We start from the raw sequence: 14,690 nt of genomic DNA, 5'->3' as shown, positions 1-14,690 counted from the left end.
GAATAAAATGGAATCCTTCATGATCCGCGTCGTGCTCGTAGACGACCATCCCGGCATGCTGGCCGGGATCGAGCACAGCCTGTCGAACGTCATGGGAATCAAGGTGGTGGGGGTCGCGCACAGTTCGACCGAACTGATGGCCCTGCTCGACACCACCGCGTACGACGTGGTGGTGTCCGACTATATGATGCCGGACGAGCGCTTCGGCGACGGGCTCTCCCTGTTTGGCCTGCTGTCGCGCCGCTACCCCGGCATCAGGCTGGTCGTGCTGACTATGCTCGACAGCCCGTCGGCGGTGCGGGGCATGCTCGAATTCGGCATCTCGTGCCTCGTCAGCAAATCCGATGCCATCGCCCACATCGTGCCGGCGATTCACGCCGCCTTTACCGGCGGCCGCTATGTCTCTCCGACGATCAGCCAGGTCACGCAGGAACTGCAGGCGCATCGCGCATCGCTCACGACGACGCTGAGCCAGCGCGAAACCGAGGTGGTCCGGCTGTATGCGTCCGGAATGACGATCAACCAGATCGCCGAACAACTAAAACGCAGCAAGAAGACGATCAGTACGCACAAAACCAACGCGATGGCCAAACTGGGCTTCAAGAGCGACACTGAACTTCTGCTCTATGCGCGGGATCAGGGTTTCGTCGCGGGGGCGCGCGCCTCCGAAGTCCGCTGACACCGGGGTGCGTCCGAAAGACGGCAAGCGCCTCGACGGACGGCCGTTTCCTTCAGTGCGTATCGCACCCGAGCGCGGCGTTGCCTGCCTGGCAGGCCGGGCGTCTCGCATCCCCGCCTTCGCTGCGGCTGAACGGCACCAGTCCCATCTCGAGCCCATAGCGGAACAGATCGACGTCGCTCGTCACGCCCAGCTTTCTCATCACCGCAGCCTTCTGCGTGCTGATCGTCTTCTTGCTGCGGTGAAAGATGTTCGCGATTTCGGTGATCGAATGTCCGCCGAGAATGAACCGCAGCACCTCGAACTCGCGCGGGCTCAGCGCGGCGCCGCCATCGAGGCCGCCGCCCTCGCTGTTCGCTTCGCTCAGCAGCCGGTGCATCGCGGGCGAATAATACTCGCCGCCCACGTACGCGGCGTGCACCGCGGTGACCATGTGCTCGAGCCGGTCCGCCTTGTTGACGATGCAGAGAACGCCCAGCTGCGACAACTTCTGCAGCACGGCCATGGACTCGATCATCGTCAGCACCACGATCCTGATCCCGGGGTGGCGGCTCCGCAGATGCTGAAAGAGTCCGATGCCGTCGACGGAACGCCCGCCGGGCATTGCGTAGTCGGTCACGAGAACGTCGCAGCTCGTGGATTGAATCGTCTGGATCAGTTCGCTCGGATTCGACGCCTCGCCGACGACATGGATGCCGATGCTCGCGGACAGCACATGCCGCACACCGAGCAGAATCGAAGGATGATCGTCTGCAATGACGACCCGGATACCATACTTTTCCATCAAAAAACTCCTCTCGCAGCTTGACGGCGTGCGCCGCCCCCGCAGGGAAAGGCGCACAGCCGGCAGACCGCATCATTGCCGCCTCTTCAGGCGTCGCATCATGCATCAGGACACAGGGAAAATCCAGGCCAGATCGCAGCCATTGGCGCCCGGATATACATCGCTTACTTTAGGGATGTCCTGAGACCGGCGGTAGGACGCGAATCCGGGAGGATCCCACTACCGGGTAGGACTTTTCCTATTTGTCGCGCAGGCGGCGAACGGCGCCCTCACTGCGCGACGCGATGACCGGGCACCCCCCGCTATTGCGTGCCCGAACGGCGCATCAATACGTCGGCGCCGCCGCGCTCCCACGCGTCGAGCGCGTCGCGCACGGCGTCGAGCGCGCCCTCGCGCGCAAGATGCTCGAGATCTTCGCAACGTCTGACGAACGCATGCTCGTGAATCATCGCAAATGCGCCTTTGACCGTGTGAAGCTCGCGCAGCAAGCGATCGCGCTCCGCGTTCGTCGCGGCCTCGCGGATCTGCGCCGCGTGGTGCGTGAACGTGTCGCGCAACGCCGTAAACACCGACGCCGGCAGCACCCCGCGCGTCAAGTCGACGCGCGCCGCCCGCGCGCCCGCGTCGAACCCGCCGGCGCGCATCAACTGGCGGATCAGCCGGTCGAGTTCGTCGATCAGCAACGGTCTCACCAGCACCGCATTGATGCCGCACGCCCGGCAGCGCTCGTGCTCGGCAGGGTCGACGTGCGCGGTGACCGCGATGAGCGGAACGTCCACCCCTTGCGCACGCAGCCGGCGCGCGAATTCGGGGCCGTCCATCACGGGCATGCTGACGTCGGTCAGCACCAGATCGAATGGATGGCCGCTGAAGCGCTGCAGCGCGTCGAGGCCGTTCACCGCCAGTTCGACCTCATGGCCGAGTTCGTGCAATTGCAGACGGATAAGTTCCCGGTTCGCCGCGTTGTCGTCCACCACGAGCAGGTGCAGCCTGAGCGGATTCGCCGGCGTGCCGGCCTCGCGCTCGCCGGCGTCCGGATCGGCGGGCGGCGCCGCACGCAGCGGGAGTTCGAGCGTGAACGCGCTGCCGACGCCCGGGGCGCTGTCGAGCGAAACGCTCCCGTTCATCAACTGCACGAGACGCGCGCAGATGGCGAGCCCGAGCCCCGTGCCGCCGTATCGTCGCGAGATCGACGGATCCGCCTGCGTGAACGGCCGGAACAGCTGCGCCTGATGTTCGGGCGCGATCCCGATGCCCGTGTCCGTGACCGCGATGCCCACCGGCGAATCCGGCGCGTCGCCACGCGGATAGACCTCCAGCGCGACCTCGCCATGCTCGGTGAACTTGATCGCATTGCTGACGAGATTGAAGATCATCTGGCGAATCCGCGTCGGATCGCCGATATAGCGGGGGGCGAGCGACGGATCGATCGACCCCTCGAACCGCAGCCCTTTCGCCGCGGCCATCGGCGCAAACGCGGCCGCGATCTGGCGCGCGAGGCCGGCCAGATCGAACGGAATCGCCTCGAGTTCGAGCTGGCCCGTCTCCATTTTCGAAAAATCCAGGATGTCGTTGATGATGCCCAGCAGCAGCGACGTAGCCGACGTGACGGCCTGCAGCCGCTGCGTCTGAAACGCCGACAGCCGCGAGCGGTTCAGCAGTTCCAGGTTGCCGAGGATCACGTTCAGCGGTGTGCGGATCTCGTGGCTCGTCGCGGCGAAGAATGCGGATTTCGCGCGGTTCGCGGCATCGGCTGCGTCGCGAGCCTGCGCGAGCGCGCGCTCGACGTCCTTTTGCGCGGTGATATCGGTAAAGCTGCACAGCAGCGCGTCGGCGCCGTGATAGCGCGCCGGCACGACGGTCACCTGCAGATCGAGCGTGCCGCGGCCGTCCTCGAAGGTCAGCGCGTGGGTCTGCGACGGCGCCGTCCCCTCCGGCGACGGCTGCGCGCCGAAGCCGGCGGCGGCCCGCTGCAGCAACGGAATCTGCGCCGCCTGTGCCCGCGCCGCATAAGCCGCCGCCGCGTCGTTCTGCAGCAGCACCGTGCCCGACGGGCGGTCGAGCAGTGCGATCCCCGCCGGCGCGAGGCTCACGATCGCGCGGTTGAGCTGCTCGCTCTCGTAGATCAGCCGCGACTGCTGCCGGCCGGGCGCGAACACCTTGCGCTCCAGCCACAGCCACGTGATCCAGGTCAGCAGGACGACGAAGGCAGTCGCGAGGACGTTGAGCAGTACGCTCGACGACAGTTCGCTCAGCAGCGTCGCGAACGAGAAATAGCGGAGGAAGGTCCAGCCCGGGCCATCGAGATACGACCTCACGAGCACGTGCGCCCCGACGCGCTGGAGCTCGGGCTTGCCGAGCCGCGCATCGAGCGGCGGCAGCGCGCGCAGCGCGGCCGGCAGCGCCAGATGATCGCCGCCGCGCGGTTCGGCGCCGAACAGCCGGTCGGCACCCGGGATCGCAAGCCCGGCGACCTCGCCGGGCCGCGCCTTGCCGACGACCGCTTCGAGTTCCGCCAGCGGCAGCGTGCTGCCGATGATCAGAAACGGCGCGCCGCCCATCGATACCGCCTGCACCGCCTCGATCGACGGTTCGCCCGTGAGCGGATCCGGGCGCGGCGGCAGCCAGTGCAGGTCGCCGCCCGCGAGGCCCGGCGGCACGGCCTTCTGCAATTTCGCATAGGCCTGCGCATACGAGCTGGAGCGCGGCCCGTTCGGCGCCTGCGGCGCCCGCATGATGACGATGAACTTGCGGTCCGGGCTGAACATGTAGCCGGTGAAGCTCAGGCGCGTGCCCAGCCATTTCAGATAGGCGCCGCCGCGGTCGAGGTAGTCGTCGGCGAGCGCCAGCCAGGACGCGTAGCGAGTCGTGTCGGCCGGATCGGACAGGTCCGCGTAGACGTCCATCTGAATCGGGTTTGTCCCATGCGTGATGCTGAGCACGCCGTGCCCCTGCTGCAGTTGCGCGAGCAACGCCTGATCCGGCGCGATCCGCGGCGCAACGCTTTGCTCGTACATCACGCTGATGCGCACCCAAGTTTCGCGACGCGTGAACGCCAGTTGCATTTTGGCCGCCTGCCCGATGAATTCTGCATATTGCTCGGCAATGAACTCCTTCACGAACAGCGTCAGCGTCAGCGCGCAAACGACGACCGGCACCGCCGAAATGATGATGGCAGCCCAGAGCGTGAGTTTCCGGTAGCGCTGCAGCACGTCCGGATCGTTGCTGCTGTCCGGCGCGGCGTCCCGGGCGGGAAGGCCTTTTGTGTGCGACCTTTGCATGGCGCGTCCTCTGAGAGGGTCGAGTCCCTGATGCCAGCAGCCAGTATGCGCCCAAAGCCGGCGCGGACGTTCATCCAGCCTGCCCGCGGAGGGTTCCGGCAACTGCCTGATGTGCATTTTCGCTCAATTTGCATTCCTTAGTTTATTCATGATGGACGGCGCCTGTGGTGCGCTCCGAAAGCACATGGCGCCGCCCCACGCAACAGGTGACAACGACAACTGACAACAACGTCAAAATTTGTGACCATGTCAGACCTGTTCTGACGACTGACGGCGCATCACTTCGCTACCGCACCCCGAAATCCTCCTGCAATCCCCCTGCAATCCATCATCCAGATGAATCGCCGCTCCAAACAATTAGCTATCCTTATCGTCATGCTGGCGGCGGCCGGCATCGGTCTCGGCGCGGCCCGATCCGTTACGCGGGCGAGCGCGCGATCGCAAAGCGGCCGCGCATACGCCGAAGCCAGCGTGCGCGCGATTGCCGGATCGTGGAACCCCGACGCGATGCTCGAACGGGCCGCGCCGGAGATCCTGATGCCGTTCGTGCGCGAAGCGCTACCGCACGCGTACGCGCGGCTCGCGCATACGCTCGGCGACCTCGAATCGCTGCAGGCGCCCGCCGCCGGCCCGGGCGGGGAGCGCACCGCGATCCCGCGCGACGGCGCCGTCGCCGACTATGTGATGAACGCGCGGTTCGCGTCGGGTCCCGCGCGCATGCAGATCGTCGTGCGGCGCCACGGCAACGGCTGGCAGGTGCTTGGACTGCACGTCGACTCGCCGGCGCTGCAGCGCTGAAGCCGCCTCAGGTCGACGCCTCCGCGGCGCGCCGCCGGTCGTCGATGAGCCGTTCGATCGTGCGGATCACCTGGCCGGGGGCAATCAGACGCGAGCACTCGAACTGACGTTCGGTGCCCGCATGGCGCGGGCACCAGAAAAAGTCCTTGTTGTCGAACTCGATGCCGGTGTCGTTCCAGCAGCTGTTGCAGGCGTGAAAATTGATCACGCGATACGGCGTATCGAATTCGTTCTGCGGATGCGTGAAGCCGCTGATCATCACGACCGGTATGCCGATCGCCCACGCGAGCCATGAGAGCCCGCTCGACAGCCCCACGAAGAATTCCGCATGCAGCAGCAGGCTCGCCCGCTCCTGCAGCGGCAGATTGCCGGTGAAGTCCTCCGCGCCGTGCGGAATGTGATTCCACACGAGCCCTTGCCCGGACACGGCATCGCGATCGATGCAGAGCACACGGTAGCCTTGCGCCTTCAGATAGCGCACGGTTTCACGCCAGCCGGACGGATGGTTCCAGTACTTGCATTGCGACGAGGCCTGGGCCGCGATGCAGACGTACGGCTCGGCGATCCGCCGGTGCGTGTCGCGGATGCCGATACGCGGACGGCATTCGCGCGCGGGCAGGCCGAGCAGCCACGGAATCGTTCGCTGCAGACCGCTCACCCGATAGTCGGTCGGCTGGTGCGTGCGGTCGCTGGCCGGATAGAAGATGCCGAGAAAGTAGCTTGCGTAGAAACCGCAGGCCGCCGCATCTTCATCGTCCGGCTTCACGTAATGCAGCTCCGGATAGGCTTCCTCGAAGAGCGGCCACAGCCCCTCGCCCATCGACACGTACATCTCGCACTGGTGCTGCCGGCGAAATTCGTCGACGTATGGAAACCACGCGATCACGTCGCCAATCGTCGAGAGCGGCAAGCGCGCGAACACCTTCTTGCCGCGCAGGTCCTGATCGTGCTCGAACACGAGCGTGTCGCCGCGCCAGACCTCGATGCGAAAACGGACGTAGTAGCGCTTCGCGCTGCACACGATGGCGTCGCTCACCGTCTCGTCGTACAGCACGACGTCGGCCTCGCGATCGATCAGACGCACGCGCCAGCCCGCGCCCGACACCTGCACGCGGCAACCATGATTGAAGTCGTAGCGCACGCCCGGCGCCCCTTCGAACAGCGGGGCGCCGAGACGCACGAACGGCAGCGTATCGCCGGCGGCCGCGACCGCCGGGCCGCCGGCGTCCGTGTCGCGTGTCGCGTCGGTACGCGTCAGCATCGTGCGTCATCCATCATGGGAAGGTCTGGCCGGGGAACGGGACAAACGCCTTGCTGCAATCGACCGTGGGCGCCGCGCCGATCGCGGTGTTCGACGTCACCGTCACGTTGCTCGCGCTCGCCGTTGCGAGCGGCAGGTTCACGTTCGAGCCGACCGTGATGGCCGCGTCGCTCGACGTGAGCGCCAGCGGCGCGGCGTCCGCCACCACGTTGTTCAGCGTGACGCCGAGCGGATTCACGATCGGCGTACCCGGCACCGGCACGCTGCCCGACGGCCAGCCCTGCAGCGACGGACTCGCACTGTTGAAGCCCTGCAGCGTCCAGTCGGCCGCGCTCAGCTCGTGCATGCCGTTGATCGTGATGTTCTGGAAGCTCGGGTACAGCCCCGCATTGCCGGTCGCCGTGTAGTAGGGCGTGATGATGATCGCCGACTGCGGCGCCGAATCGAGCGGACTCGGATTCGGATCGGCCTGCAGACACAGGTTCGTATAGTTCGCGTTCGACACGAGGCCGCCTTCGCTCCAGTTGGTCTTGATGCGCACGCCGTTGTCCGTGTAGTTCAGCGACAGATCGTACACGTTCACGTTCGACACGCTCGGATAGACCAGCTGACCCTGTACGGTGAGGGGCGCGGTGTTGGCCACCACCGCCGGGTCCGCGCTCGCCAGATCGGCCGGATTGCCGTCGAGCCCCGAAGTCTGGCTGCCGATCGACATGCCGTGCCCGTAATAGAAGTGATTGTGCGCAACGGTGATGTTGTACACGCGGCCATCGGCAATGTTCGACTCGCCCTTGATCGCCATGTCGTCGTCGCTGTCGCTGATGTATGAGTACGCAACGAGCACATTGCTGATGTCGCCGCTGAAACTGCCGGCCGAGCCGCTGTAGCCGCCCGGCAGCGCCGGCGAAGCCGGCGTGGCCGAGGTCGACGGACTCTTGCTGCCCGGGTCGATGCCGTCGGTGTTCTTCACTGACGCGTAACTGTACGGCGCACCCCAGTAGTTGTCCATCGACTGGTAGACCTCGGTCGGCGTGAAGATCTTCACGTTCCACGCGGTGAAGCCGTTGATGCCCGTCGGCGTGACGTGGAATTTCGGCGCATTCTGCAGCGTCAGGTCATACAGCGTGAAATTGTAGCCGTACAGCGGCTCGATCAGACGCGGGTTGTTCTCGTCCTCGCCCGTCAGCGCCTCGTTGCCCTCCCAGCCGATGTCCCACCAGCTCATGTTCGAGCCGTCGGGCCGCGTGAGCAGCGGCGGCGCGCCGGCCGCGGACAGGTTCGCCGCGGTGGTATAGAGCGGCTGGCCGCCCTGGCCGTCGATCGTGCCGGGGCCCATGATCGCATTGTTGCTCGTGTAGATCTTCGACGATCCGCTGTAGACCACGTTGCTGATGAGCGGCTTGCAGCCGTCGTCGTTCGGATAGATCTGGCCGCAGTAATACGTCCCGTTGCCCGCGATGCCGCTCGACGTCGCGCCGCTCGACGCGGCATCGGGCGTGCCCGGCAGATCCGCGGTCGACGCGCCGGTCGTGCCGCTTTCGTACTGGGTCGGGTCGCGCGACGCGAACAGCGTGACACCCGCGTCGATCACCAGCGTCACGCCGCCGGGCATCGACAGCGGCCCGCTCAGAAACGCGTTGTTCGCACCGCCCGCACTCAGCTCGACCACGCCGTTGGTCGCGATCGTATTGGTCGGCGTGTACGCGTTGGCCGCATTCGCACATGCATACAGCGCCGCCTGAATGCGCGCGGTATCGGGCGCAGTGGACCCCGCGCTCACCTCGATGTTCGACGGCAGCAGGCCGTTGCTCTGTGCCGCGTAGTTCGCACTGAGCTGGCACGCGGGATTCGCGGGCGGCAGCGTCGGCATGACCGGCGCGGCCGGCAGGTTCGGATCGCTCGTCGCGGTGCCGACCTGATAGGCCGCCGCGCTCCCCGTCGATGAACTGCCCGACGTCGGCCCCGACGAGGTGCCCGATTGCGGATACGCGGCCTGCGTGCTGCCCGTCGAGCCCGACGAACCGCCTCCGCCGCAGCCGGCAAGCAACAGGCCCGCGAGGCCTGCGATGCATAACGTCTTCGAAAACCTGATCACATCCGTCTCCATTCTGCAATATGCGTTGCGTCGCGGCGGCGAACCGGGCCCCCCGGCTCGCCTGCCCGGCACGGCTTCACCATTTCCACTGCGCGCCGAACAGGCCGCCCACGTCTTGCGTATGCGTGCCGTATTCGCCGCCGAGCTTCGCGAACATCGTTGTGCGCGCACCGATCTGCCACGCGGCGCCGAACGTCAGCGTGCCCGCGTCGCGGTCGAGCGGCGTGCCGGACACCTGCCAGGCCTGCGCCGGCGCGCTGGCGAACGCGGCGGTGAGCGAGGTATCCGTGCCCGTCAGCCGGTGTGCCCACGCAAGCGACGCCTGCAGGTCGAGCGGGTGGCCGAAAAACCACACGCCCTGCTTCAACAGGCGCAGGCCGAGCAGGCTCGACACGGCGTTCGTGCTGGCCGGCGCATAGGCGAGCGCGGTGGGTCCGCCCGTCTCGGTCGCCGACTGCTGCGAGTCATGCACAACCGACAGCCCGACATACGGCTGCAGCATGCCGGCAGTGGTCGCCAGGTTCAGGCCGGTTTCGCCATACAGCGCCTCGCTGGCGGTGCCCGGCGACGCGGTGTCGACGTTCGACAGCGCGCCGACCGTGACTTGCCGCGACAGCCGGTTGTTCCAGTAGCCGAAGTCGAGCGAGCCGGCCGCATACAGCGCCCCGCCCGCCGCGCGCCAGGCGCCGTACAGTTGCGCCTGCGCGCCGTCGGTGCGCACGCGCGACTCGCTGTTCGCGAAGTCGACGTTGTCGTTGTTGACGGTCAGCGCGGCGCCCACCCGCACGCTCGGGCTCACCCGCTGGTCGTAGCCGAGCGTCAGCGCGGCCGATTCGTCGTCGTAGCGGTTGCTGCCCGTCGCGCTGTCGCCGCCGACGCTCGTCTGCTGGAAACCCGCGGTCACCCACAGGCCATGCGCAGTGGCCGGATCGAGGCCCGCGAGGTGTTGCGCCACGGTGCTCTGCGCGTCGGCCGTGCGGTCCTCGGCAATCTGCCGCAGCGGCACCGCGTCGGCACCCGCCAGTTGCGCGAGCGCGCTGTAGGCCTGGGCGGTCGTCGTCACCACCAGGGCCTGCGTGAGCGCATTGCCGCCGCTGTCGTACAGCGCGGTCAGCGCGTGCGCCACCTGGTTCTGATTGAACGAATCGGCGGGCAGCGCGAAGCTGAATGCGCCGCCGCTGCCGGACGCCCCTGTCGTCGTGCCGTTGCCGGTCGTCGCAGGCGCGTCGAGCGTGACGGTCACGACGTCGCTCGCGTAGCTGAGCGTCGGCAGCAGATACGCGAAGTTCGACGTCACCGTGCCGAACGAGCCGGTCTGCAGCCCCGTGTAGGTCAGCACCGTGTAGCGGGCGCCGACCGAATACGTGCCGCTCGACGAGCTCAGCGCGAGCGCGGCGCCCGAGCCGATCGTCAGGTTGCCGGTCACGCTGGCCGCCGCGCTGCCGCCGCCCGGGCTGATCGCGACGTTGTAGACGGAGCCGCTCTCCAGACTCAGCGTGCCGCTCACGTGCAGGCCCGCGCCGACCGTGCCCTGCAGCAGCGTGCTGCCGCTCGTCATCGTGAGTCCGGGCATCACGGTGCCGGTGCCGCTCACGGTGGCGCCCGCGCCGACCGTCAGATTGGCCGCCGTGCCGTCGACGATCACCGTGCCGGAGGCGACCGTCGTCGACGCCGCGTAGCCGCCCGCGAGGATGTCCTGCACGCCGCCGCCCGACACCGTCGTGCCGGTCGCCGAACCGCCCGAGTCCACCTGCTGCGTGCCGCCCGCCACGACCGTGGACAGCGCCGAGCCGCCGGACGCGACTTCCTGCAAGCCGCCGCTGCTGACGGTCGCGCTGTACGCGTACCCTTCGACCGCGCCGTCGATGTACTGGTATCCGCCGTTGTCGACCCGCGCGTCGTTGGACACGCCGCCGGCGAGCACGAACTGCGAGCCGCCGCTCGCGATGGTGGTCTGGTTCGCGGTGCCGCCCGACGTCACGCTCTGGCTGCCGCCGCTGTTGAGTGTCGCCGCGCTCGCCACGCCGCCCGACGACACCACCTGGCTGCCGCCGCCGTTGATCACGCTGCCGCTCGCCGTGCCGCCGCCGAGCACGGTCTGCGTGCCGCCGCCGTTGACGGTCGTCGCGTTCGCCACGCCGCCCGACGACACGAGCTGGCTGCCTGCGCTGTCGATCGTGGTGCCGTTGGCCTCGCCGCCGCTCGTGACGGTCTGCACGCCGTTCGCGCCAATCGTCGCACCGCTCGCGACCCCGCCCGCCGCAACCCCCTGGCTGCCGCCGCCCGACACGATGCTGCCGGTCGCGGTGCCGCCGCTCGCGACGTTCTGGGTGCCGCCGCTCGTGACGAGCGAGCCGCTCACGCTGGCCGACTGAACGTTCTGGAAGCCGCCCGTCTCGACCAGCGTGCCGCTGACGAGCGCGCCCGACACCACGTTCTGCGTGCCGCCGCTGTTCACGAGCGTATCGAGCGCGGTGCCGCCGCTCGCCACGCTCTGCGTGCCGCCGTTGTTCACCGTCGCGCTGATCGCCGCGCCGCCCGCCAGAATGCTCTGCGAGCCGCCGCTGTTGACGACCGTCGCGCTCGCGACGCCGCCCGACGACACCACTTCGCTGCCGGCGCCGCCGAGCGTCGCGCTGATCGACACCGCGCCGCCGGCCACCGACTGCACGCCGCTCGCGACGTTGGTGCGGATCGCCGAGCCGCCGGACAGCACGTCCTGCTGGCCGCCGTCGAGCGTCGTCGCGCTCGCCATGCCGCCCGACAGCGTCTGCGTGCCGCCGTTGAGCGTCGCGCCGGTGGCAAGGCCGCCGGCGAGCACGATCTGCGCGCCGCCGCCGTTGACGGTGGTGCCGCTCGCGACGCCGCCCGCCGACACCGTCTCGCTGCCCGCGCTGTTGACGGTCGTCGCGAGCGACGTGCCGCCCGACAGCACGTCGAGGCTGCCGCCATCCTCGGCGACGATCGCCGACGCCACGTTGTTCGCAATCGAGAACGTGCTCGCCGAACCCGAGGCCGGCACGTAGCTGCCCGACACGAGGTCCGCGGTGTTGGCCGCGAGCGCGCCGCCCGCGCTTTGCGTGATGCCGGTCGCGCTGCCGCCCGCCTGCACGTCGAGCGTGCCGCCGCCGTTCAGTTGCGTGCCGCTCGCGGCGCCGCCGGACAGCACGATCTGGGTGCCGCCGCTGTTGATCACCGTGCCGTCGACGCGGCTGCCGCTGGTCACGTTCTGGATCGCGCCGCCCGAGCCGCCCGGCAGGATCACCGGCGCGCTCAGGTTGTTCTGCGTGCCGTCGAGCACGATGTCGCTGACCGTCGCGCCGGACGTCACGTTCTGCACGCCGCCGCTGTTCACGATGCCGCTCACGACCGCGCCGCCGCTCGCCACATTCTGCGTGCCGCCGCTGTTGACCGCGGTGGCGATCGCCGAGCCGCCGCTCGCGACGTTCTGCACGCCGCCGTCGTTGATGTCGCCGCCGACGGCCGAACCGCCCGAACTCACGTTCTGCACGCCGCCGTCGTTGATCGCCGTCGCGCTCGCAACCGCGCCGTTCGCGACGCTTTGCACGCCGCCGCTGTTGACCGTCGCGCTGACCGCGAGGCCGCCGGCGAGCACGGTCTGCGTGCCGCCGGCGTTGATCGTCGTGCCGCTCGCGAGGCCGCCCGCCGACACGTTCTCGGCGCCCGCGCCGTTCACCGTGGTCTGCAGCGACGTGCCGCCCGACAGCACGCCGAAGCTGCCGCCGTCCTCGACGACGAGGTTCGTCGCCGTGTTGTTCGCAATCGAGAACGACGCCGACGTCGCGCCCGACACGTAGGTACCCGCGAGCGTCGCCGACGTATCGGCGTCGAGCGCGGCGCCCGCGTCCTGCACGACGCCGGTGGCCGTGCCGCCCTGCAGGTTCAGCGTGCCGCCGCTGCCGAGTAGCGTGCCGCTTGCCGCCCCGCCCGTGACGACGGCTTGCGTGCCGCCGCTATTGACGGTCGTGGCAAGCGCCGAGCCGCCGCTCGTCACGCTTTGCACGCCGCCGCCGTCCACCGTCGCACCGAGCGCCGAGCCGCCCGCGAGCACCTGCTGCGTGCCGCCCGCGCCGATGACCGTCGCGCTCGCCAGACCGCCCGCCGACACCGCTTCCGTCCCCGCGCTGTTCACGAGCGTATCGAGCGACGTGCCGCCGGACAGCACGCCCAGCGTGCCGCCGTCCTCGACGACAAGGTTCGTCGCCGTGTTGTTCGCAATCGAGAACGCCTGCGACGACCCCGACGACACATAGGTGCCCGACAGCGTGCCCGACGTGTTCGCGTCGAGCGCGGCGCCCGCGTCCTGCACGACGCCCGTGGCGCTGCCGCCCGCCTCGACGTCGAGCGTGCCGCCGCTCGACACGACGCTTGCGCTCGCGGCGCCGCCCGACTGCACGTCCTGCAGACCGCCGCCGTTGACCGTCGTGCCGCTCGCGACGCCCGCCGCCGCGACGGTTTCGTTGCCGCCGCTGTTGACCGCGGTATCCACCGACGTGCCGCCGTTCGACACCGACTGCACGCCGCCGCCGGCGACGGTCGCGCCGGACGCGACCCCGGCGAGGCTCACCGACTGCGTGCCGCCGCTGATCTGGCTGCCGGTCGCCGTCCCGCCCGAGGACACGACCTCGCTGCCGCCGCTGTCGACGACCGTGCCGAAGGCCGTGCCGGCCGAGGCCGGCGCGGTCTGGTCCCACACCGTCTGGATGCCGCCGCTGTTGACGGTCGTGCCGCTTGCGACACCCCACTGCAGCGACACGCTGCCGCCGCTGTTGATCGTCGTGCCGCTCAGGTAGCCGCCCGACACCACCTGCACGCTGCCGCCGCTGTCGACGGTCGTCGCGAGCGCCGAGCCGACCGCGCCGCCCGAAGCCGACACGTTGAGCTGCCCGACGAATGCGGTGCCGCCCGAGTTGGTGCCGCCCTCGACCACCGTGCCGCTCGCCACACCCGACTGCACGACGCCGAGCGTGCCGCCGCTCAGCACCGTGCCGAATGACGTGCCGCCGCTCGCGACCTTCTGCGTGCCGCCGGCGAACACCGTCGCCGCATACGTGGACGCCGCGCCCGACATCGCGAGCTGGCCGCCCGACATGACGCTCGTCGCCGACGCGACGCCGCCCGAGGACAACACTTCCTGGCCGCCCGACTGCACCGTCGTGTCGAGCGTCAGGCCGCCGCCGGACGTGCTGCCGACGACGACCTTGCCGCCGCCGTACACATCCGCCGCGACCGCGGTGCCGCCCGAGCTGACGTAGAGCGAGCCGCCGGAGCTGACCAGCGTGCCGTAGGCAACGCCGCCGCTCGACACCGCCTGCTTGCCGCCCGACACCACGGTGTTGCTCGCGACGCCGCCGGCCGACACGGTCTGGTTGGCCGACACCGCCAGCAGCGTGGCGCCGTACGCAACGCCGCCCGACGAGACGAACTGTGTGCCGCCCGAGGACAGCAGCGAGCCGCTCGCGACGCCGCCGGACGACACAATCTGCGTGCCCCCCGACGACACGACGGTGCTGATCGCGAGACCGCCGCCGTCGACCGTCTGGTTGTCGCCGGCCGTGACCGTCACGCCGGTCGACGTCACGCCCGACGTCACCGACGTCTGCGCGTACGCCGGCGCCGCCAGCAGATGCCATGCGCCGATGCCGAGCATCAGGCGCAGCAGGCGCGGCACCGGCAGGCGGCGCCTGCCGAAAATATGGACTCCGTATTTTCTTCTGAAAGCCAGCCCCTTCATCCCGAACTTCATCCCGAATGTCTCCCCTAATGAATTC

Annotated in this window: 7 protein-coding genes; 2 read left to right on the top strand and 5 right to left on the bottom strand. The window is 68.9% G+C overall.

Going from position 1 to position 14,690, the window contains the following annotated elements; translation table 11 throughout:
* Positions 1–7 precede the first annotated feature (7 nt).
* Positions 8–679 (top strand): LuxR C-terminal-related transcriptional regulator, encoded by a 672-nt coding sequence (locus AC3AP7_RS20065; RefSeq protein WP_487364316.1) that lies wholly within the window; start codon positions 8–10, stop codon positions 677–679.
* Positions 680–731: 52 nt separating this feature from the next.
* On the opposite strand, the gene AC3AP7_RS20060 is transcribed toward AC3AP7_RS20065, so the two are convergent.
* Together AC3AP7_RS20060 and AC3AP7_RS20055 are read right to left on the bottom strand one after the other, a co-directional pair.
* Entirely contained in the window at positions 732–1,463 is a 732-nt protein-coding gene (locus tag AC3AP7_RS20060) for a response regulator (RefSeq protein ID WP_487364315.1), read from the bottom strand.
* A 302-nt stretch (positions 1,464–1,765) separates the two neighbouring features.
* Positions 1,766–4,744, bottom strand: coding sequence for an ATP-binding protein (locus AC3AP7_RS20055; protein ID WP_487364314.1), 2,979 nt, complete (start codon positions 4,742–4,744; stop codon positions 1,766–1,768).
* Between the two features lie 336 nt (positions 4,745–5,080).
* On the opposite strand from AC3AP7_RS20055, the gene AC3AP7_RS20050 reads away from it, so the two are divergent.
* Complete coding sequence (locus AC3AP7_RS20050) at positions 5,081–5,542, top strand: hypothetical protein (protein WP_487364313.1); 462 nt, start codon at positions 5,081–5,083, stop codon at positions 5,540–5,542.
* 7 nt (positions 5,543–5,549) lie between these two features.
* Here AC3AP7_RS20050 and AC3AP7_RS20045 read toward each other — a convergent pair whose 3' ends face one another.
* The 3 genes from AC3AP7_RS20045 to AC3AP7_RS20035 form a co-directional block, all read right to left on the bottom strand.
* Positions 5,550–6,803 carry an autotransporter strand-loop-strand O-heptosyltransferase gene (locus AC3AP7_RS20045; protein ID WP_487364312.1) on the bottom strand — a complete coding sequence of 418 codons (1,254 nt, stop codon included), beginning with the start codon at positions 6,801–6,803 and terminating at the stop codon, positions 5,550–5,552.
* Positions 6,804–6,816: 13 nt separating this feature from the next.
* Positions 6,817–8,898 carry a glycoside hydrolase family 28 protein gene (locus AC3AP7_RS20040; protein WP_487364311.1) on the bottom strand — a complete coding sequence of 694 codons (2,082 nt, stop codon included), beginning with the start codon at positions 8,896–8,898 and terminating at the stop codon, positions 6,817–6,819.
* A 76-nt stretch (positions 8,899–8,974) separates the two neighbouring features.
* Positions 8,975–14,665 (bottom strand): AIDA repeat-containing protein, encoded by a 5,691-nt coding sequence (locus tag AC3AP7_RS20035; protein WP_488324858.1) that lies wholly within the window; start codon positions 14,663–14,665, stop codon positions 8,975–8,977.
* Positions 14,666–14,690 lie beyond the last annotated feature (25 nt).

It is taken from the genome of Paraburkholderia sp. PAMB 6770 (genome assembly GCF_057748135.1).
Note: the sequence above shows the minus strand (reverse complement) of the source record. Positions and strands in the feature narration are given on the sequence as shown.

What these genes read in the sequence shown, in the direction of transcription:
- AC3AP7_RS20035 (WP_488324858.1), bottom strand. Translation starts at nt 14,665, where the DNA reads ATGAAGTTCGGGATGAAGGGGCTGGCTTTCAGAAGAAAATACGGAGTC.
- AC3AP7_RS20060 (WP_487364315.1), bottom strand. Translation starts at nt 1,463, where the DNA reads ATGGAAAAGTATGGTATCCGGGTCGTCATTGCAGACGATCATCCTTCG.
- AC3AP7_RS20065 (WP_487364316.1), top strand. Translation starts at nt 8, where the DNA reads ATGGAATCCTTCATGATCCGCGTCGTGCTCGTAGACGACCATCCCGGC.
- AC3AP7_RS20050 (WP_487364313.1), top strand. Translation starts at nt 5,081, where the DNA reads ATGAATCGCCGCTCCAAACAATTAGCTATCCTTATCGTCATGCTGGCG.
- AC3AP7_RS20045 (WP_487364312.1), bottom strand. Translation starts at nt 6,803, where the DNA reads ATGCTGACGCGTACCGACGCGACACGCGACACGGACGCCGGCGGCCCG.
- AC3AP7_RS20055 (WP_487364314.1), bottom strand. Translation starts at nt 4,744, where the DNA reads ATGCAAAGGTCGCACACAAAAGGCCTTCCCGCCCGGGACGCCGCGCCG.